Origin of the sequence: Neochlamydia sp. AcF84 (assembly GCF_011087585.1) — a bacterium.
Classification (GTDB): Bacteria; Chlamydiota; Chlamydiia; order Chlamydiales; family Parachlamydiaceae; genus Neochlamydia.
The window spans coordinates 21,830-40,979 of sequence record NZ_VJOT01000020.1; the positions used below are offsets into that span (position 1 = coordinate 21,830).

Annotated in this window: 17 protein-coding genes; 12 read left to right on the forward strand and 5 right to left on the reverse strand. The window is 39.2% G+C overall.

The window, feature by feature from the left end; all coding sequences use genetic code 11:
• Positions 1–15: 15 nt before the first annotated feature.
• Positions 16–984, reverse strand: a complete 969-nt coding sequence (locus NEOC84_RS01235; RefSeq protein ID WP_166154531.1) for a pyridoxal-phosphate dependent enzyme — start codon at positions 982–984, stop codon at positions 16–18.
• Positions 985–1,452: 468 nt separating this feature from the next.
• Here NEOC84_RS01235 and NEOC84_RS01240 point away from each other — a divergent pair, with 468 nt between their 5' ends.
• The gene (locus NEOC84_RS01240; protein ID WP_242678156.1) at positions 1,453–2,697 is read left to right on the forward strand and encodes an NAD(P)/FAD-dependent oxidoreductase; all 1,245 of its coding nucleotides are present in this window, start codon (positions 1,453–1,455) and stop codon (positions 2,695–2,697) included.
• 120 nt (positions 2,698–2,817) lie between these two features.
• On the opposite strand, the gene hemF is transcribed toward NEOC84_RS01240, so the two are convergent.
• Together hemF and NEOC84_RS01250 are read right to left on the reverse strand one after the other, a co-directional pair.
• Positions 2,818–3,624 carry an oxygen-dependent coproporphyrinogen oxidase gene (hemF, locus tag NEOC84_RS01245; RefSeq protein ID WP_166154533.1) on the reverse strand — a complete coding sequence of 269 codons (807 nt, stop codon included), beginning with the start codon at positions 3,622–3,624 and terminating at the stop codon, positions 2,818–2,820.
• Positions 3,625–4,064: 440 nt separating this feature from the next.
• Entirely contained in the window at positions 4,065–4,586 is a 522-nt protein-coding gene (locus tag NEOC84_RS01250) for an SAM-dependent methyltransferase (protein WP_242678157.1), read from the reverse strand.
• Positions 4,587–4,833: 247 nt separating this feature from the next.
• Here NEOC84_RS01250 and NEOC84_RS01255 point away from each other — a divergent pair, with 247 nt between their 5' ends.
• A complete protein-coding gene (locus NEOC84_RS01255) occupies positions 4,834–5,853 on the forward strand; it encodes an LOG family protein (RefSeq protein ID WP_166154535.1) in 1,020 nt (339 codons plus the stop codon).
• Positions 5,854–5,919: 66 nt separating this feature from the next.
• Here the strand turns inward: NEOC84_RS01255 and NEOC84_RS01260 are convergent, their stop codons facing one another.
• A complete protein-coding gene (locus tag NEOC84_RS01260) occupies positions 5,920–7,452 on the reverse strand; it encodes a KGG domain-containing protein (RefSeq protein ID WP_166154537.1) in 1,533 nt (510 codons plus the stop codon).
• Positions 7,453–8,929: 1,477 nt separating this feature from the next.
• Here NEOC84_RS01260 and nrdR point away from each other — a divergent pair.
• The 7 genes from nrdR to NEOC84_RS01295 all read left to right on the forward strand — a co-directional run bounded on the left by nrdR (position 8,930) and on the right by NEOC84_RS01295 (position 13,602).
• Positions 8,930–9,445, forward strand: a complete 516-nt coding sequence (nrdR, locus tag NEOC84_RS01265; RefSeq protein WP_166154539.1) for a transcriptional regulator NrdR — start codon at positions 8,930–8,932, stop codon at positions 9,443–9,445.
• A 27-nt stretch (positions 9,446–9,472) separates the two neighbouring features.
• On the forward strand, positions 9,473–9,838 hold the full coding sequence (locus NEOC84_RS01270; RefSeq protein ID WP_166154541.1) for a TraR/DksA family transcriptional regulator: 366 nt from the start codon (positions 9,473–9,475) through the stop codon (positions 9,836–9,838).
• A 2-nt stretch (positions 9,839–9,840) separates the two neighbouring features.
• Entirely contained in the window at positions 9,841–10,374 is a 534-nt protein-coding gene (lspA, locus tag NEOC84_RS01275) for a signal peptidase II (RefSeq protein WP_166154543.1), read from the forward strand.
• Positions 10,375–10,378: 4 nt separating this feature from the next.
• Positions 10,379–11,080: a hypothetical protein gene (locus NEOC84_RS01280; RefSeq protein WP_166154545.1), complete on the forward strand. Its 702-nt coding sequence runs from the start codon at positions 10,379–10,381 to the stop codon at positions 11,078–11,080.
• Positions 11,081–11,286: 206 nt separating this feature from the next.
• The gene (locus NEOC84_RS01285; protein WP_166154547.1) at positions 11,287–12,123 is read left to right on the forward strand and encodes a class I SAM-dependent methyltransferase; all 837 of its coding nucleotides are present in this window, start codon (positions 11,287–11,289) and stop codon (positions 12,121–12,123) included.
• Positions 12,113–12,937 (forward strand): RNA methyltransferase, encoded by an 825-nt coding sequence (locus tag NEOC84_RS01290; RefSeq protein WP_166154549.1) that lies wholly within the window; start codon positions 12,113–12,115, stop codon positions 12,935–12,937. The genes NEOC84_RS01285 and NEOC84_RS01290 overlap by 11 nt, the downstream gene beginning before the upstream one ends.
• 5 nt (positions 12,938–12,942) lie before the next feature.
• Positions 12,943–13,602 carry an RluA family pseudouridine synthase gene (locus tag NEOC84_RS01295; RefSeq protein ID WP_166154551.1) on the forward strand — a complete coding sequence of 220 codons (660 nt, stop codon included), beginning with the start codon at positions 12,943–12,945 and terminating at the stop codon, positions 13,600–13,602.
• An 85-nt stretch (positions 13,603–13,687) separates the two neighbouring features.
• Here the strand turns inward: NEOC84_RS01295 and NEOC84_RS01300 are convergent, their stop codons facing one another.
• Positions 13,688–14,914 carry a hypothetical protein gene (locus NEOC84_RS01300; protein WP_166154553.1) on the reverse strand — a complete coding sequence of 409 codons (1,227 nt, stop codon included), beginning with the start codon at positions 14,912–14,914 and terminating at the stop codon, positions 13,688–13,690.
• Positions 14,915–15,799: 885 nt separating this feature from the next.
• Here NEOC84_RS01300 and NEOC84_RS01305 point away from each other — a divergent pair.
• From NEOC84_RS01305 to lpxK, 3 genes are all read left to right on the forward strand, one after another.
• Positions 15,800–16,225, forward strand: a complete 426-nt coding sequence (locus NEOC84_RS01305) for a hypothetical protein (protein WP_166154555.1) — start codon at positions 15,800–15,802, stop codon at positions 16,223–16,225.
• 745 nt (positions 16,226–16,970) lie between these two features.
• Positions 16,971–17,570, forward strand: a complete 600-nt coding sequence (locus NEOC84_RS01310; RefSeq protein WP_166154557.1) for an SIS domain-containing protein — start codon at positions 16,971–16,973, stop codon at positions 17,568–17,570.
• Positions 17,571–17,615: 45 nt separating this feature from the next.
• Positions 17,616–18,728: a tetraacyldisaccharide 4'-kinase gene (gene lpxK, locus NEOC84_RS01315; RefSeq protein WP_166154559.1), complete on the forward strand. Its 1,113-nt coding sequence runs from the start codon at positions 17,616–17,618 to the stop codon at positions 18,726–18,728.
• The last annotated feature ends 422 nt before the right edge of the window (positions 18,729–19,150 follow it).

Below are 19,150 nucleotides of genomic sequence, written 5' to 3' on the forward strand. Positions count from 1 at the left end.
CTTTAATTTTAAAAATTATAAAAAGCCTAGTAAAGAGAGGGTGCCGCCTGACTGTATCACCAAAGCTTTTCCTTGTAAGGTTTTTTGTTGAATGATCCGTTGGGCTTCCTTAAAAAGTTTGGCATTATAGATAGGATCACACAGTACTCCTTCTGCTCGAGCTATTTCATGAATGTCTTTAAAGGTTTTTGCCGAGGTCGCCCCAAAAGATTTTGCTTGTTGGGGGCGACATAAAGAGAAATGCGTAGGCATCCGACAGGGTGATTTAACAAGTTTTTCAAAATATAGGTGATAACGTTTTAAATTATCTAAAAATTCATTTTCCTTGCCCGCCATTAAAACCACATGCACATGTGCTGAATGCTGTAAAAAAGCCAGGCCTACTATTAAGGCAATTGCAGTAAGGCCTGTTCCGCTATCCACAAAGATATGCTCGAAATGGATCTGTTCTTTAGCTTCATTATAAAGGATGTCTATAGGAAGCGTAAGCGCTCCTGGAAAAGATTCTGGCATGCATCCTCCTTCAGGAATGATGTGGATGTTTTGATGGCGCTGCAGATCTGCAAAATGCAAAGCAGCTTTATAGACCTTTGGCCAATCTTGCTTTTCTATCCAATGAATCTGATCGTTAGGCACAAGTAGTTGGGTGAGAAGAGCATTACCTTTTAGCTTCTGTTGATAGCTTTTGCATAGAAAAAGAAATGGCTGTATTTGATTTTCAATCAAGAGCTGAGAAATACCTAATACATGATTTGAATTAATTCCTCCAATGACAATGGCTGCCTTGGCTTTTTGATGAATCAAAAAGGTCATTAATGAGCTAAATTTTCTTGTTTTAGATCCCATGAGCCCAAGCTCGTCATCTCGCTTAATATAACATTGAAGGTGGGAAGAGCTATAGCTTTTAAGTTTATGGATCCTTGAGTGCAAAGGAAAATCGAGCTTGATATATTGCTGTACCGTTTTTTCTAAAGTAAAGAGCATGAAGGGGGCCTTGTGAAATGTTTTTTAAGTTTAATTAGTGTAAGAAAAAAACTTAAATGTTATCAATATCGGATAACTGTTCATTTTTAAAAACATAACAAGTAAAAGTTTTTTAACCCATAGGAATGTTTATCTTCTTTTAATTACCCCTGCTCTTTTATCCCTCGCATTTCTTTTAGCTTAAAAAGCTTTTTCTTGGTTAGCTGCTCAAGCTCATATTTTACAATTAAAGGTTAACAAGAATTTTTCCTAAATTTTAGGCTTTCTTGAAAAACAAATGAATGCTCGTGTAAACTGGTCGGTCATAAGTAAGTTTCAACCTTGGAGCAGGGTGCAGGCAATAACTTCCTTTATAAAAAATTGCCTTTGCTGGCTAAGTTGTAAATGGCATTTTCTAGCATGTAGGTTAGGCTTATATCTTTTTTCAAATTGTTCATATAAATATGCCTATAATAATAAGCTTTTCAAATGCCTAAAGATTTAAATGCCAATCCTATGAAAGATTATCTCGTGGTAGTAGGTGGAGGAGCAGCAGGCTTTTTCGGAGCCATTGCCTGCGCTCAAGCTTGCATAGCCAAAAAAGTGATTCTTTTAGAAAAGAATAGACAGCTTTTATCTAAAGTGCGCATTTCAGGGGGTGGGCGCTGTAATGTCACGCATGCATGCTTTGACCCAGTAGCTTTAGTAAAAAATTATCCACGCGGAAGCCAAGCTTTGCTAGGTCCTTTCACTCGTTTTCAACCTCGAGATACTATTCAGTGGTTTAAAGACCGTCACGTGGAGTTAAAAGTAGAAGAGGATGGGCGCTTATTTCCTCTTACTGATGATTCTGCTACCATTATTGATTGTTTAATGCGTGCTGCCAAAGCTGCCCATGTAGAGGTTCGTACAGAGAGTGGGGTTGAAAAAATTGAGGTCCAAGCGGCAGGGTTTGTTATTCACCTTACGAATGGCTCATGGGTAGAGTGTAAAAAGTTATTGTTGGCTCCAGGCAGTAGCCCTAAAATGTATGAATTATTAACCGCTTTAGGACATCAGATTGTGCCTCCTGTGCCCTCATTATTTACTTTTAATGTTCCTACTTCTCCCTTGCTAGACCTTGCCGGCATGTCGATTTCTAATGTAGGCTTACGTATTCAGCAGACAGATCTTAAGCAAACAGGTCCTCTCTTGCTTACCCATTGGGGATTTAGTGGGCCAGCAGTATTAAAGCTGTCAGCTTGGGGGGCAAGAATCTTGCATGGTATGAATTATCAAGCTACCTTAGTAGTCAACTGGCTGCCAGAGATGAATAAAGAGGCCTTAGCAGCATGTTTAAGTAATTATAAAGTGAAAAATCCTGCCAAATTAATTTCTTCAGACAGTCCGGTAGCTCTTCCAAAAAATCTGTGGAAAAAGCTTACTATTATGGCTGGAATCCCGTGTGACATGCGTTGTTCTTATCTATCAAAAGTTCATTTAAATGCATTGCTGGAATTGTTACAAAACTCTACTTTTAACATTCAAGGGAAAACAATTTTTAAAGAGGAGTTTGTGACTTGCGGGGGAGTGAATCTCGATGAAGTTAATTTCAAAACGATGGAAAGTAAAAAATGCCCTGGCTTATTCTTTGCGGGCGAAGTGCTAGATATTGACGGAATCACAGGGGGCTTTAACTTTCAGAATGCTTGGACAACGGGTTGGATTGCTGGCCAGGCGATGGCAAAAGATTAAATTTTTTGCATGTTCTTCTTTATCTTGCAACTTAAGCTTTTTTATCGATTTCTAAGTCGCTTCAGGAAAAAAATACTCGCCATGGCTAAAAAGAAATAGGCTTAAGGGGTGGCAACGAAGCTACCACTTGGCTAAAGGGGGAAGCGAGCATAAAATAGCCTCAGGATTGCCTCCCGATTGAAATCCGAATTTTGTTCCTCGGTCATACATTAAATTAAATTCCACATAATGAGCGCGAGCTTCTAGCTGCTTTTCTTTTTCTTCAACAGAATAAGGAAGAGATACGCGTTTTATGTAGATAGGAAGGATAGCTGCTAAAAATTGCTTGCCTACCGTTTGCCATAGGTGTAAATCTTTCTCGTAATCGCCGCTGTTATAATGGTCAAAAAAAATGCCTCCCACTCCACGTTCTTTATGACGATGGGGAATATAAAAGTACTCGCGAGCATTTTGCGAAAAATGAGGATATAGACTAGGATCGATAGAGTTTAGAAACTCTTGAGTTGTTTGATGAAAATGCGCCGTATCCTCAGCGTAGCTAAAGCCCATGGGCGTTAAATCAAAGCCTCCTCCAAACCATGATTTTTCTTGCGTTTCGATGTAGCGAATGTTCATATGGACAGTAGGTGCATGCGGATTGACCATGTGAGTAATCAAGCTTACTCCTGTAGCAAAGAAAGGCCCCGAGCTTTCGCTCATAGGAAAATGAGGTCCATAGACTCCCGACCAGTTAACGGCTGCTTTTTCAAAAACTTCTCCTCGTAAAATAGAGATTTCGCCCTCTCCCCCTGTGGGATGTTGCCATGGTTTCCTTGTAAAACGCTTACTGTTTTCCAATTTTTCAAAAGCGATAATGATCTCATCTCTCAAGTGTTTAAGAAAATGGATTAAAGAGGAGTGTCTATTGCTGGAGGATTCATTATGCATATAAATTCATAGGTTTTTTTGATTAGCCTTTAAAAAAGAGCGTGGTATTTTTTACATACATTACGGCAAAAGAGTGCTTTTTGCCTACAATAATAAGAAATGTTTGCAAAGTAATAGAGAAACAAGAGAGGTGTTTTTATTTTTAAGAACAGAAATTGGCAAGAGCTGAAAGTTTATACTCTCCTAAAAACTCCCGGCTCCTCACTCAGCGGAGGCTTATTTTAGTTAAGGAGCCGCCGGAGTTAATCTAAATGCTTTAGAAGTCCCGACCGCTAGGTATTTATTTTGTGAAGAGCATAGGCTACTTGTATCTATTATAAATAGCTGGCTATCAAAAGAATGGCCTGTTTATTTAAGGTAAATAGAAGTATCTCTGAAGATTTATCTTCAGCGTGCTCTAAAAAGTTTTTTTGTTAGGCTAGAGAAACGAGCAAAATGAATCAAGGCCGCCTATAAATATAGATTTTAGTAGAATAAAGATCGGCAACCTCTATGATTTGTTCAGCCTTCCAAGAAGGAACAGCGAAGGTATGGGTGACTACCCATGCCCCTTGAGGTAATTCTTTTTCAAATTTACTTTTTAATTTTTGCATGGCTAGAGGATATAGATAGCAGATAATCATCTTAGCATCCATAAGGTTAGCTTTAAAAAAATCATGATAGCGAAGATGCAAATGAGGTGAGCGCGAAAAGAAATGGCGCATTAGGCAAAAGAAATAAGGGATAGGAGAGCTTTCGTAAGCTAGAACCGTACATTGAGGATATTTGTGAGCAAGCGGGAATGCTAAAGTTCCCCATCCTGCGCCTAGTTCATAAATAAGGCCTTTTTCCTGCAATGGCAGATTGTCCATCAAGATCTGTTTTACAGGAGGAGAGGTAGGCATAGGACCGATACCATTTTTTATTGACCAGCCAATAATTAAAATGAAAAGAAGGAGTAGCAAAGGTAGTAAGAAAATCATAAAACATTTTATTGAGCGTTTAATTATCTATAGTGCTTAAGTAGGGAAGAAAAAGCAAGCAGCTAGCTGTAAAATAGGCAAATATTTTTCCTGCTTCTTTAGCAGATTGCCATATTTGCTGTAGATTCATAAATGCTTATTTTGCTATGCATGGCTATTTTCTTTTACGGCTATTAGCTTGATATTGGATGGGCTTTCTGCTCAAAAAAAGAATAGGTTTGCCACTCAAAAAAAAGGAGTGAGGTTTATGATAGAGCTTAAGGGTGAGAAGACTCAGCTGGCGATTAAAAATCTTATAGAAATGTGTGGAAAATCTTCTGATACGTTCGAAGCAGAGCTAGTCACGCAGATGATTGAAACGAGCCTTAAGCTACTTATCGAGAATAATGATACCGGGCAATTAAAACTTATTAATCGCTCCTTAAAGGAGATGCGGTATGCTTATCGCATCTTTAGTAAATTTAAGCAGTCGCGTTGTATCAGTATTTTTGGATCAGCACGCACCCCCGAAAATCATCCTGATTATTTTGCAGCCAAAAGCTTTAGCAATCAAATTGCAGAACTAGGCTGGATGTGCATTACAGGAGGAGCTGATGGAATTATGAAAGCAGGCTTAGAAGGTTCTCAGAAAAAGTCAAGCTTTGGTCTTTCTATTCGCCTGCCTTTTGAGGCACCCACTAATACTGTTATTGCAGGCGATCCTAAATTAATCGTTTTTCGTTATTTCTTCATACGCAAATTAATGTTCCTAACTCATTCAGATGCAGTAGCTGTTTTTCCTGGGGGATTTGGGACAATGGACGAATTGTTTGAATTGCTAACGCTTATGCAAACAGGGAAAGCAAATTTAATGCCTTTAGTCCTAGTTGAAAGTAAAAATGGAGTCTATTGGCCCCATTGGAAAATGAATATCGATGAGCATTTGTTAGCTAATGGCTGGATTAGCCCTGAAGATCTTAATCTTTTTTACATTGCTCGCTCGGTTGAAGATGCCGTTTTACATGTCCAACAGTTTTACCGTCATTATCATTCTTGTCGTTATGTAGGTTCACAGCTTGTCATACGTCTAAATAGGGAGCTAACAGATCGGCAAGTAGAGCATCTAAATAAGCATTATCAAGTTCTGGTGGCCGAAGGCAAGATGGAGAAAAGCGGGCCATTACCCCAGGAAATAGATCACTTAAGTTTACCGCGTCTGGTTTTTCAGCATACCCATCGCGATTTTGGAATCTTGCGAGCAATGATCGATACACTCAATACTTTCTAAAGGAAAAGAGAAGGGGTTGTTAAACACAACCCCTTCTGCGGCTTTTTGAGAAAGTAAATAGTTTTATTATCTATTTTCTCGGCGAGCTAGGCCGCCTTTACGGCCCATTTCCCTATACTCTTCGCGAGAACGATGAGAGGCTGTAGCTAAGCCGCCTTTACGACCGGCTTCCTGGCGGCTCATCTTGCCACTACCTTGGTGGCTATACTCTTCCTCGCCTTCCTCTTCATCACTTTCGTCGTGATGCGCTTCAGCACCTTGGTGCTGACCTCTTTGGCTATAGCCATGGCTTGCACCCCTTTGGCTTCTATAACCTTCATCTTCCTCTTCATAATCCTCATCGGATTCATGGCCTGGATGAGATTCCTCGCCGTGATGGCCACTTTGATAGCGACCATGGCTTTCACCACCGTGGCCTCTATAGCCTTCATCTTCGTCTTCATAATCCTCATCGGATTCATAGCCTTGATGAGATTCCTCGCCGTGAGAGCCAGCTCTTTGATAGCGACCATGGCTTTCACCTCGGTGGCCTCTATAACCTTCATCCTCCTCTTCATAATCTTCATCAGATTCATGGCCTTCCTCATAGCCCCCACGTGCATGGCCTCCTTTGCTGCCAATTTCACGATAATATTCAGGACCATATTTAGAAGAGACGGCACGGCCGCCTTTTCGGCCAATTTCGCGATAAAAGTCAGGGCCATACTCTTCGGCGACCCTTTGCCCGCCTTTATGACCAATATCATGATAGAACTCAGGTCCACGTTCGGAAGCTACTTTTTCTCCTCCTCTGTGACCAATTTCACGATAAAAGTCAGGACCATATTTAGAAGAGACGGCACGACCACCTTTTCGGCCAATTTCGCGATAAAAGTCAGGGCCATACTCTTCAGCGACCCTTTGTCCGCCTTTATGACCAATATCTTGATAGAATTCATGTCCACGTTCGGAGGCTACTTTTTCTCCTCCTTTGTGGCCAATTTCACGATAAAAGTCAGGACCATATTTAGAAGCGACGGCACGACCACCTTTTCGGCCAATTTCGCGATAAAAGTCAGGGCCATACTCTTCAGCGACCCTTTGTCCGCCTTTATGGCCAATATCTTGATAGAATTCATGTCCACGTTCGGAAGCTACTTTTTCTCCTCCTTTGTGGCCAATTTCACGATAAAAGTCAGGACCATATTTAGAAGCGACGGCACGGCCACCTTTTCGGCCAATTTCGCGATAAAAGTCAGGGCCATACTCTTCGGCGACCCTCTGTCCGCCTCGATGACCAATATCTTGATAGAACTCATGTCCACGTTCGGAAGCTACCTTTTCTCCTCCTCTGTGACCAATGTCGCGATAAAAGTCAGGGCCGTATTTGGAAGCTACAGCTTGGCCACCTTTATGTCCAATTTCTTGGTAAAACTCTGGCCCATATTTTTCCGAGACGGCTCTGCCGCCTCTTTGGCCTGCTTCTTGGCGGCTCATAGGCTCTTGATGGCTACGGCCACCGCGTCCACCACGATCAGAAGAACTTCTACCTGAACGAGCTTCAGCTCCTTTTTGGCCTGCTTCTTGGCGAGTCGCTCCAGACGATTTTCTAGTAGGCATAATAACCTCCTTCATATGTTAGTAAAAGGACACTGACAGGTGATAAGAGATGTTGAGTGCTTGCTAGAAAGCTTGCTAATTTGAAAGTTCGATTGTGAGGGTTTCCAGGTGTAATTTTCAGTTCTCATATTCATTATAATAGAATAGAGCTTGTAGTATCACCTTATGACTTGGATTATGAAAAGATAAGAATTTGATGACAAGCAGGAATTTCATCTTCGCGAAGCAAAAAGCCAAAAAAAGAAAAAAATTAGAGTGTTAAACACTTAAAGCCAAGGACTTAGGTTTAAACAAAATAAAGTGGTTTTATTTACAGGCGTTAAAATTTGCTTGTTTAAATATGCATATAAGCCTGCTTTTTAAGCGAGCCTAGAGCCAAAAAATATGATAAGCATGGATTAAACGGTCTTAAATATTATACTTCTGCCTCTGTACCCTTTTCTCATTAGCTTCCTAAGCCATTTATAAATAAAAAAACAGAGGATTAAATTAATTTTTTACTCTTTTAGACTAGCTTATTCAGCTTTGTAGATTCCTTCTCTAGCAGGTTATAAGATTACAGATATACTCATTTCTCTTCCTGGCTTGCAAGGGAGCGTGTGGTACCTTCTGAAGGTCAAAGCTTAGCTTGCACGAAAAGCCAAAGCAAGTCCAAAGAAGAGAGAATAGCTTTCTATAAGCTTAGCCATACTCTTTCATGCTCTTTATCAGGTTTTTTAGTTATTGTTAAAAAATCAAAGGTGGCGGCAAGCCTCAATGAATGCTATTGCATCCAAATTTATTGCATGCTTTTTAAGCTCATCTTTTAAGAAGTATTGAAAGGGACGCCCAGCAAATGGAGGAACAGCTTGGAGGAGTAATCATCTAATAAGTAACAGGTTTTTAGATAAATTGGGAAGCCTTATGGCTATAAAGTTTCTTATCTTAAATGGCTCTTGCTTGGCTGCTGGCTTCTGATGATAAATTAAAAGTTTGGAAGGATGGTTTTTTTTAAGTTGTAGCTGTGTTTAAATCTTTTTCGGCTTTATTAAGTCTTCCATCTTATAAACCCTTGCTTTTATCTTAAGGATTTATAAAGTAAAGAGGATTAGAAGAGCGAAATGAAGGGGAAGACTCTTACCAAGGAAGCTACTTGGCTTAACATATCCTACAAATGACTCTTTCTCAAAACTTTTAAAATTTAATTCATTTTTTAAACTTTTGGAAAGGAGTCTTATTAATTCTTTCATGAGCAAATCAAAAGTTAAATGTAGGGCGGTTGAGAGACAGAAAAAGGATATAGAATAAATGTAAGGAAGGATTGAATAAAAATGTATACTTATACTCTAAAAGTTGAGTAAAATGTGTGTTTTTTAAAGACCCTTATGACGGTCGGTAAATACAGATTAAAATTTGCTTCAACATATACTATTTTATGCTTGCAATGTGAGTTAAAAAACTTGTATATGAACGCTCAACTGTAACAAAAGAGTGTTTAATGAAATGTCCTTTTTGCCATCATCGTGAGCTTAAGGTTATCGATTCGCGCGATGCTGCTGAACTAAATGCTATTCGGCGTAGAAGGGAATGCTTAGGATGCTTAAGAAGGTTTACTACTTTTGAGACAGTAGAACTCACGGTACAAGTGCATAAACGTGATGGGCATTACGAAGATTTTCAACAGCAAAAACTCGTGAATGGTTTAGAGGCGGCATGCCGTCATACCACTATTAGTCATGATCATGTCATTGCTTTGGCTGCTGAAATTAGTGAGGAACTCTCGCAACGTCAGGTGCATGTCGTGAGTACTAAGGAACTTGGCGAAATAGCCATGAAGCATTTACAAGCATTAGATGAGATTGCTTATATTCGATTTGCTTGTGTATATAAGCGATTTAAAGATATTGAAGAACTTATGCAAGCAATTAAAACCATTCAACCTAAAGAAAGTTTAAATAAAAGTTCCCAGGCTTGTTCGACGAGAAAGCCTTTAACGGAAATTCTAAAAAATTAAATAGTTATATTTTAAAAGGAGGTCCCTATGGGATTAAAGAAAAATGATGTCGCCCATTTCAAAAAGAAGCTAGAGGAGATGCGCGCTCAGCTAACCCATATCTTGAAAGGTTCGACTGCTGAGGTTAAAACTCCTGATGAAGCTACAGGTTATTCTCAGCATCAAGCAGATCAAGGTACGGATGATTTTGACAGAACCATTAGCCTTGAAGTAACTAGCCGAGAATACCATATTCTTCGACAAATCGAAAGAGCATTGGAAAAAATTGATGAAAACACTTATGGAATTTGCGATCTTACTGGCGAAGAGATACCGTTAGCTCGTCTAGAAGCGGTTCCTTATGCTACTATGACTGTAAAAGCGCAGGAGCAGCTGGAGAAAGGTTTAATTTGAGCATGATTAAGTATTTTACCATTTGTTTATCATGGCAGATGCTAGCTTTCATTGGATGTAGTGCTTTGATGGTAGACATCGTTACAAAATACCTTACTTATTACTACTTACCTATTTCCAATCATTTGTTGCTATGGTATCCTTATGGAGGAATAGGACTATTTAAAGACTTCCTAGGAATTGAATTTTCTATCACTCATGCCATTAACCATGGCGCTGCCTGGGGAATGTTTGCTGAGCTAAAGGACTTTTTGCTAGTCTTGCGCCTCTTCATGATTGGGGGATTGATAGGTTATTCTCTTTTTTATAATCGAAATAAAAGCTGGCGGCTACCTCTTCTATTAATTGTCGTAGGGGCGGCAGGAAATGTTATCGATACCTTTGTCTATGGGCATGTGATAGATATGTTTCATTTCGTTTTCTGGGGGTATGATTTTCCTGTCTTTAACGTAGCCGACTCCTGCATTACAGTAGGCGTAGCCTGGCTATTAATTAGCTCACTTTTTGAAAGAGAAAAAATCCACCCTATAACCTGATGCTATGCTTAGTGTAAAATCTAGTCCTGAGCCTTATCAAGCCTCTAAATGGCTTTCTGTAGCTATGCTGATTGAGGAAGCTGAAATGCAGGCTCTTTTTCAGGCTCTAGGAAATTTTAAAATTTTTTCCATAGGAAGGGTAGAAAAAAGTGGAGAAGGACAAATTTCTCATGAAGTTTTTCTGTCTACTTATAATCATTACCTTCACTTACTTAAAAGTAGGCAAACTCATGAAATGGAGCACTTTCGTTCCTTCTTTACTTCTGTGCTGACTTTTTCTGCAGATTATTTATATGCTTTGTCAATAGGCAACGATCGCCAGCTCATACGCATTGCAAAGCCAGTCGTGCAGCTGCAGCTGCATACCCTCGATTATTCGGTAGCTGATAATAAATTCCGTTCGATGGTGTTAGGAAAAGAGCCGGTTTCATGGGGGCTGCAGTTTTCATATCCCCAACTTTATCAAGATCCTCAAACACATGCCATCTATAAAGTAGGAGAGGCTTATACTAATACAGCTTTGTTTCGATTGATTCAACAATGGCAAAGAAAATATACGGTCCCCACCCCTTTCTTAGTTAAAGAAAAATTGATAAACGTGCCTATGCGCATAGGAAAAGAATGTTTTTCCTGGATCAATCAACATCCCCAGCTAGAAAGCAGAGGTTTGCAGGTCCAACTTCCTTCCCCTACGAAAATCCCCTGAATAAAAAAGCCGGATAAAAGCCAGCTTTTTAAAGGCTAGGCTGAGAAGGTCTTTTGCTAAATAGCCAGCGCTTAAAATAAGCTTTCTTAAGCTGGCAGAGGGGTAACGATCAATGAAAAAAGAAGCTTTTTAAACCGATAAAAAGTAGAGGCTACTATAGATAATTTATTGCTTGATAGTGTATATTAGCACCTATGAAAAATTGCATGAATACTTATTATTTAATAGATAGTGGAAACGGTTACAAATTAGAACAATTTGGTCCTTATACAATATCAAGGCCATGCTCACAAGCAGTATGGGAGCCACGTCTTTCTCAAGAAAGCTGGGATAATGCCCATGCTTTTTTTTCTCGAGAAGGACAAAACAAATGGACTTTTCGGAAAGAAAAGCTCCCAGATGTGTGGCAGATCAAAGTTGCAGATATAGTTTTCAAAATCTCTCCAACAGATTTTGGCCATCTAGGGATTTTTCCTGAGCAAAAAGCTTTTTGGAAGTGGATTCAAAGCAGGGGTATTAAAGGTAAGCGTGTGTTAAATTTATTTGCCTACTCAGGTGGCTCAACTCTTGCAGCTGCGCAGGCTGGAGCAGAAGTGTGCCATTTAGATGCTTCCAAAGGAATGGTAGCCTGGGCCCGTGAAAATGCTGCTTTAAATCAACTTGAAAAGACTCCTATTCGTTGGATTATTGATGATGTTTTCAAGTTTTTGGGACGGGAATTAAGACGCGGGTCCCGCTATGATGCCATTATTCTCGATCCTCCTAGCTTCGGCAGGGGGGTTAATGGAGAGGTTTTTAAAATTGAGGAGGAAATCAACAAGCTCTTAAGAAGTTGCCGAGAGCTGCTCACCCCCAAACCCTTGTTCATCTTGTTCTCTTGCCATACTCCCGGCTTTTCTCCTTTAGTTATGAAGCATCTTCTCCAACAAAACTTAGAAGGACTTTCCGGAACGATTGATGAAGGAGAGATGTTATTAGAAGGCTGTGCCGAAACCTTTCCTATTCCTAGTGGAACTTTTGCAAGGTGGCAATATGCAGAGTAAAGTCCTTACGTTAACCAGCTTACAAAACGCTCGTGTTAAGCAAGTGATTGGCCTTCGTGAGCGCCGGGTACGTGATAAGTCCGCGCAATTCATTATTGAGGGATATCGAGAAATTTTACGTGCTCATGAAGCGGGATATAAAATTGATAGTCTTTTTTATTGCCAGGAACTGTTTTTAGGAGAAAATGAAAAGCCTTTGATCGACTCTTTAAGTAGTAAAGGAGCTCAGCTTTTTCATTGCTGGGAAAATATTTTTCGGAAAATGTCGTATCGTGATCGTCCCGACGGATTAATTGCTATCGCTGCTCAACAGCGGCGAGGGCTAGATCAGTTATCAAGCTTGATTAAAAAAAATGCTCATTCTCCTCTTTTAGTGGTGGCAGAAGCTATTGAAAAGCCTGGTAATCTAGGTACCATTTTACGTTCATCCGATGCTGTTCATCTCGATGCCTTGATTGTTTGCGATAAATGTACAGATATTTATAATCCTAATGTAGTACGTGCTAGCGTAGGGACTTTGTTTACTGTCCCCGTGATAGAAAGCAAAGGCCATGAAACCATTCATTGGTTAAAAAAGCATAACATCTCTATTGTTGCTGCTACTCCTAGCGCTAAGTTAGAATATACACAAGCCGACTTAAAACAACCGGTAGCTATTGCTGTTGGCACCGAGCAGCTAGGTCTATCAGAGGCGTGGATGCAGCAGGCTAATATCCAGGTAAAAATTCCTATGCTTGGGGTAGCCGATTCTCTGAATGTAGCTATGGCCACTACCTTACTTTTATATGAAGCTTTACGTCAACGACAAGGGTAAGTCATATGGACCCCCAAATTCTTTATGAAGATAATCATCTTTTTGTTGTTTGCAAGCCTGCAGGAATTTTAACGCAACCTAGTGGTACTCAGCAAAAAAATTTAGAAGACATTTGTAAAGTCTGGCTTAAAAAAACTTATAATAAGCCGGGCAATATATTTTTAGAAGCTGTCCATCGTTTAGATAAATCTGTAAGCGGCATTGTAGTTTTTGCACGCACGAGTAAAGCTCTTAGCCGCTTAAATGCTGCACTACGCCAGCAACAATTTCGCAAAGTATATTTGGCAATTGTCGAAGGCCTTCCTGAAAAGCCGGTAGATACTTTAGAGCATTACCTTTTGCATGATGACTATCAAAGTCTAGTAGTTTCGAGCAATAGACTTGGTGCAAAATTATGTCGCTTACATTATCAAGTTCTTAAGCATACTAACCAGGCTTCTTTAGTGGAGGTTGTTTTGGAGACGGGCCGCTACCATCAAATTCGTGCTCAGCTAGCTGCCATCGGAAAACCTATTGTAGGGGATGCTAAGTATGGAAGTCAAAAGCCTTGTTTTTCTCCAGGTATTGCTTTACATCACGCGGAGTTAATGTTTCCTCATCCTACTTTAGGAAGGTCTATTACCCTACATGCAACCTTGCCCGAAGAGATGCTTAAGCTTTTGTAACCAAGCAGCATAATCAGCTTTAAGAAGAAAAAACTATAGATTGCAGACAAGATGGGCGGAAGGGTACCTAGATAAACCTAAAATCTTAAATTTTACTTTTCTCTCCTGAAATGTCTGGAAGTGGCGGAATGGTTTTCATGACGAGCTCTAATGCTTCATATTCTCCTAACACGCGGTCAATGTTTTTTATAATAAGAGAGGTATCTTGGTGGGTGGCTACTTTAGGATTTTTAAATAAATCTTTCAAATCTTGAAAAGGCTGCATAAGAATCTTCACGTTAATGCTTTTATCTTGAAGGAAAGTAGATTGAGTAATTTCTTCCAATCCATTGATAAGGCTAAAAAAGGGATCTTTTAAATCCAAAGAGGTGTATTCAATCTCTTCTAAGATAGTCCTACTTATTTCTAGAAGGGTCAGGCTGGCTCTAACACCAATATCAGGTAAGCCCTGGTTTATCGCTGCCTTCGCATGGCAGCTTAGAAGGCGGAGAGGATAGCTGGCCAAGGTTAAATCAAATCTTGCACAATGAAGAATTATTTTTCCCCATACTGTTACTAAGGTAGCAGCTACTTGCTCAAGCTTTTTTGCCAAAACTTTTTCATTAATAAGTGAGATACGTTCAAAGATATAATACAATATATAGCTAGTTTTATCGTGCATATCTGAATTTTTCTCCCGACTATCGGTAGCCATATGTGCTATCCTTTTAGAGGAAGATAGGAAGTTTCTTATAATGTTTGGCATGGCTTGTAAAGCATGGTTGCAAACAGTTGCATTCATTTTATGAGTAGATATTAAAGCTGTTTCGGTAAGTGCCTCCACAGCTTCGCAAAGCTCTGATTTTCTATCATTTTGGATGCTTTCTTTGGCTATTTGGGTGAATAAAACCACCTGTTCCAAAGGATTTAAATAAGTGATGAGTCTTTTTAAAAGCGTATAATAAATATCTAGGGTGATTCCTAAGCTAAAAACCGAGAGAGCTAATCGGTGGCTCTTTTGCAGATAGTTTAGCCAGAGGGTATCTAAGGCAAGCATGTAGCTTAACAGAGCGAAGAGCACTATCCAGCTATAAATACCTAAAAGGTATTTATCTTTCTTAAATAAGCTTAATAAATAGGGGGTGGAATTTTGCCCAGCTTCTTGCAGAGGTATTAAACTGCCTGCCATTGTCAAACAAAAGAGGACAAAGAAAGCCGTTCCTATGATCAATAAGAGGCAGCCTAGTAAATTTTCATTTGGCAGGCTAACTGGCGTAAAAGGAGCAAAAAGTATAAAGAGGGCGGCGAGTGCAGAAAAAAAAATTCCGATCATTGGATACCTTTGTGAATTTAAGCGAAGGTTATCATAAACCTAATTTTTGTGTATCTATTCTCAAAAAAATGGATGAATAGCTTTTTCTTTTTAGCATGCTTTTATTTTCGAATAGCATTTTATAGCCAGCCATTTCCACAACTAAATTAATTGATTGCCTTTTTAGCATGAATAGTGGCCTTTGGACAAGCTCTTACGGTGATATCATTCACATTAACTTACAAAGGCATCTTCTTTTACAACATATAATCTAGGGATTTACAAGGAGGTTAATGGAAAAAAAGCAATTGTAGAGGAAGGATGGGAGGGGGAGAGCCTATCTTCTCTTCTGCGTTAGAGCCCCCTACAGAGGATAAAACACAGGTGCTAGCACTAATACATCTTTAAGAGATTTTAATAAATATTTTGTTTGGCTTGAAAATTAAATTGCTGGCTATTACTATTTGTGGTAGATATAGTTATTATTTATTCAATAAGGTTAACTAAGGTAATTAAATGTCAATTTTCTCAACACAACCGATATTTCAAACGTTACCAATAACAGAGCCAATGGCTCAAACATTAGCAAATAGGCCCCTAGTATTTCAAACGTTTCCAAAGGCAGAATTGATATCCCAAAGCTTACCGAATGCAGAGCTAATATCCCAACTGTTAACAGAGACAGCATCAATAGCTCAACCCTTGCCGAAGGTACAGCTGATATCTTCATTGTTACCGGAGACAGAGCCGATAGTGAATGCAGAGCTAATATCCCAACTGTTAACAAAGACAGCATCAATAACTCAATCCTTGCCGAAGGTAGAGCTAATATCTTCATTGTTACCAAAGACAGAGCCAATAGTGAAGACAGAGCTAATATCCCCACTGTTCTCCGAGATAAAACCCATGCCTTTAATGTCAGAAATAGAGTGTCCGTTTGCTTGGAAATCCGAAAGCTACTCCTTAATCAAGCTGATCCAGTTGTTACCTTCGGGCGCTAAGCTTCCAATGAGTTTTACTACTAAACGATCCTCTAAAGTTTTAGGCTATATCCCTATTATTGGGACTGCTATGGGGATTTTTCGAGTTTATAAAGGGATCCAAGAGTATCGTTTTTTTAATACTATACACTTACATTCGCTAACTATCCGAAGCTTTAAATGGATTGCAAGAGGAGTTTGTGAAAGTATTCCTATCCTTGGAGGTTTAATTTGCCTAATTATGGACGTTATATCTACGATATTGAGCAAAAATAGTTCGCATATCCTTTTAAACTTTAAAGATGAAACGCCTTGTGGATATTGCCATGCATGTGGTTATTGCAATTGCTAAAGCTATCTTATGATTATTTTATCTTAAATAGTGTTAATGAAAGTGCAATCCTACCGACCAAGAAGCCTTATTTACATGTTTTTAAGCTGCTTCTTATGTAATCCCATCCTTTACTTTATAGTGTCACTTTGTAAGTAGAGCGGGGCAGGTTTTAGAGGAGCCGGTATACAAACTTAAGATTTTTGAGCCAAGGATGTCTCCCTATTTGCTGATACCATGGCATGGTTCAATAGAGGTTAATTTGGTCGAATGATTTTCTTCTTCGATCCTGATTCTTCAAATGAGGGCTTACTTAGAATCTTACAAATAGCCTAAGGAAATTTATCTTAAAAAACATAACAAGTCTTGCCTGGGAAGCCTGAACTCTTCATTCTGGGGAGCGCTAAACCTTTTCTTTATTCAATTTAGCTCTTCTAAAAAATGCTTCGTGAAATTTTTTGCCACCTTTCTTGTTCCCTAATTTGTCGATAGCATATATACACGGCTAATAACTTCTGAGGCTTATTGATATAAAAATTTTAAAATGAAAGTTAAACCCGCTGATTTTACAGGTGTGATTTAATATAAAAACAATAGGCAGCAACAAGCGTCGAGAAAACCTTTGCTTAAGAATCAACTTTCCTCAGATTGTTATGATATTAAAATTTTCATTTACAGCAGCTGCAGAGCTACTTTTTCCTTTCTTGATTTGAAATAGGCAAGCTTGCTAGCATTTGATGAATGTTATTAAAAATTGAGAAAAATAATGTCTAATTCTAAGGTCCTTACGGCCATCCGGCAAAGCATCCAGGCAGTTGAAAAGCTTTTATTACCTCATAATCAAGCTTTCCTGCAGCAGGCAGCTTCTTTGATTGCCGAGTGCTTTAGTCGGGGAAATAAACTGATTATTGCCGGAAATGGTGGTAGTTTATGTGATGCCGCACATTTTGCAGAGGAGCTTACAGGAGTTTTTCGGCAGACACGACCTGCTTTGCCAGCTCTTGTTTTGTCAGAGCCTGGTCATCTTACTTGCGTGGGAAATGATTTAGGTTATGAAAATATTTTTTCTCGGGGGATAGAGGCGTTGGGAAAGCCTGGCGATATATTTGTTGGCTTGACCACTAGCGGAAATTCTTTGAATATTGTTAAAGCTTTTGAAGCAGCTCGCCTCTATCAAATGCAAATAATCGCCTTCTTAGGAAAGACCGGCGGGCGGTTAAAAGGTATTGCAGATTTAGAAATAATTATTGATGGATTTGAAACCTCTGATAGAATTCAAGAGGCACACATGGCAGCTATCCATATCATCATTGAATTGGTAGAAAATAGGCTTTTTTATTCTTCAGCATCCGCTTTAGGTAAATAAAAGTATTGGCTCTTCATAACCCTATAATTTATGATTTAAACTTGTATGTTAAAAAAGCTAGAGCGCTATTTGGTTGATCTTATTCAAGGTAAAAAGCAAGGGGCTTTGGCTTTTATAGCTAAAACTTTACTTAGATTTCTTAGCTGGATTTACCAACTGATCATAGCTGGCCGCAATTGGGCGTTTGATCAAGGTTGTTGTAAGCAGTATCATGCTCCTGTGCCCGTGGTAATTAGCATTGGCAATATTGTGGTGGGAGGGACTGGTAAGACCCCCGTTACCTTGATGGTGGCACAAGCTTTTTCCAATGATTTTACTATTGCTATTTTATCGCGAGGTTATCGTTCTAAAGCCGAGCATCTTCCTTTACCTGTGATTTTAAGTTATGGCAACGGACCTGTACATCCTGCAGCTTATTGTGGGGATGAACCTTACCTTTTAGCTCAGAATTTACCAAAAGCTCATATCATTGTTGGTAAAAACCGTCAGCAATCCTCCAGAATGGCGGTTAGGGCAGGAGCCCAGCTAATTCTACTAGATGATGGTATGCAGCATCGTAAATTAGCTCGCGATTATGAGATTGTAGTCATTAATGCTTTAGATCCTTTTGGCCAGGGGTACTTTCTACCCCGTGGCTTCCTGCGCGAAGCTGTTTCTTCTCTTTCCCGTGCAGATTTGATTGTTCTTAATCATCTACAAGATAAAGAGCAGCTTCAGTTAATAGCAAAAGAGATTCGTAAGTTCTCAGAAGCTCCTTTAATAGCCACGAAAATGGAAGTTGCAGAGGTATTGGATTTACAGGGACAGCCGTTAGCGGAGCTAGTAGGAAAAAAGGTCGGAATCTTTTGTGCAATCGCTCATCCTGATTATTTTTATCAAACTGTGAAGCAATTAGGAGCAGAGCCTGTGGATACCGAATTTATGCTAGATCATTTAACTTTTACTACTGAAAGCTTAATCCAATTTTGTGAAAGAGCTAAGGCAAAGGGAGCGGAGTGGATCTTATGCACGGAGAAAGATAGGGTAAAACTTGATGAATTAGCTCTAGCTGGCCAGCCAATCGGTTGGTTAAAGATGACTTTAAGAATTGTTGAAGGAAAAATTCATTGGGAGGGTTTTATAGAAAAAACCAAACACTACATTAAGCGCAGGATATAGATTTGAATCTTTAGCTTTCCTAAACCCTAGCTTAATGGATATTCATTAAATCCTAGGCTTTATTTAAAAAGATCAAGAAATATCGGTTGCTTTTTAAGCTAACTGGAGAGCTTGCTAAATTAAAAACCAATATGCATCTTTCGGCTGTTTAAAGAATATTTGCATCTTATCTTTTAAATTTTTCGTTTCGAGGGTAGTCCATGAGTAGCTCTAGTATGCATAGGCAGTCAGAAGCGGCAAGAAGCTCTTCTAATTATATGCTTTTAAGCTACTTCTTATGCAATCCCCTACTTTATAAAGCCTTTATCGTTAAGTAGAAAGACGTAAGCGGTCACGGGGGTTATCAATTACTTTGTGATAAATAAAATAATTTCTAGAGTTTATATTTACTTAATCATATATTGAGTAGTATGCAACTCTCA

Bases quoted from the DNA above. Each gene is read 5' to 3' on its own strand.
- NEOC84_RS01250 (WP_242678157.1), bottom strand. From the start codon at position 4,586: ATGATTTTCTTACTACCTTTGCTACTCCTTCTTTTCATTTTAATTATT.
- NEOC84_RS01285 (WP_166154547.1), top strand. From the start codon at position 11,287: ATGAATACTTATTATTTAATAGATAGTGGAAACGGTTACAAATTAGAA.
- NEOC84_RS01255 (WP_166154535.1), top strand. From the start codon at position 4,834: ATGATAGAGCTTAAGGGTGAGAAGACTCAGCTGGCGATTAAAAATCTT.
- NEOC84_RS01295 (WP_166154551.1), top strand. From the start codon at position 12,943: ATGGACCCCCAAATTCTTTATGAAGATAATCATCTTTTTGTTGTTTGC.
- NEOC84_RS01240 (WP_242678156.1), top strand. From the start codon at position 1,453: ATGCCTAAAGATTTAAATGCCAATCCTATGAAAGATTATCTCGTGGTA.
- lspA (WP_166154543.1), top strand. From the start codon at position 9,841: ATGATTAAGTATTTTACCATTTGTTTATCATGGCAGATGCTAGCTTTC.
- NEOC84_RS01280 (WP_166154545.1), top strand. From the start codon at position 10,379: ATGCTTAGTGTAAAATCTAGTCCTGAGCCTTATCAAGCCTCTAAATGG.
- NEOC84_RS01305 (WP_166154555.1), top strand. From the start codon at position 15,800: ATGCCTTTAATGTCAGAAATAGAGTGTCCGTTTGCTTGGAAATCCGAA.
- lpxK (WP_166154559.1), top strand. From the start codon at position 17,616: ATGTTAAAAAAGCTAGAGCGCTATTTGGTTGATCTTATTCAAGGTAAA.
- NEOC84_RS01235 (WP_166154531.1), bottom strand. From the start codon at position 984: ATGCTCTTTACTTTAGAAAAAACGGTACAGCAATATATCAAGCTCGAT.
- NEOC84_RS01270 (WP_166154541.1), top strand. From the start codon at position 9,473: ATGGGATTAAAGAAAAATGATGTCGCCCATTTCAAAAAGAAGCTAGAG.
- NEOC84_RS01260 (WP_166154537.1), bottom strand. From the start codon at position 7,452: ATGCCTACTAGAAAATCGTCTGGAGCGACTCGCCAAGAAGCAGGCCAA.
- NEOC84_RS01310 (WP_166154557.1), top strand. From the start codon at position 16,971: ATGTCTAATTCTAAGGTCCTTACGGCCATCCGGCAAAGCATCCAGGCA.
- NEOC84_RS01290 (WP_166154549.1), top strand. From the start codon at position 12,113: ATGCAGAGTAAAGTCCTTACGTTAACCAGCTTACAAAACGCTCGTGTT.
- NEOC84_RS01300 (WP_166154553.1), bottom strand. From the start codon at position 14,914: ATGATCGGAATTTTTTTTTCTGCACTCGCCGCCCTCTTTATACTTTTT.
- hemF (WP_166154533.1), bottom strand. From the start codon at position 3,624: ATGCATAATGAATCCTCCAGCAATAGACACTCCTCTTTAATCCATTTT.
- nrdR (WP_166154539.1), top strand. From the start codon at position 8,930: ATGAAATGTCCTTTTTGCCATCATCGTGAGCTTAAGGTTATCGATTCG.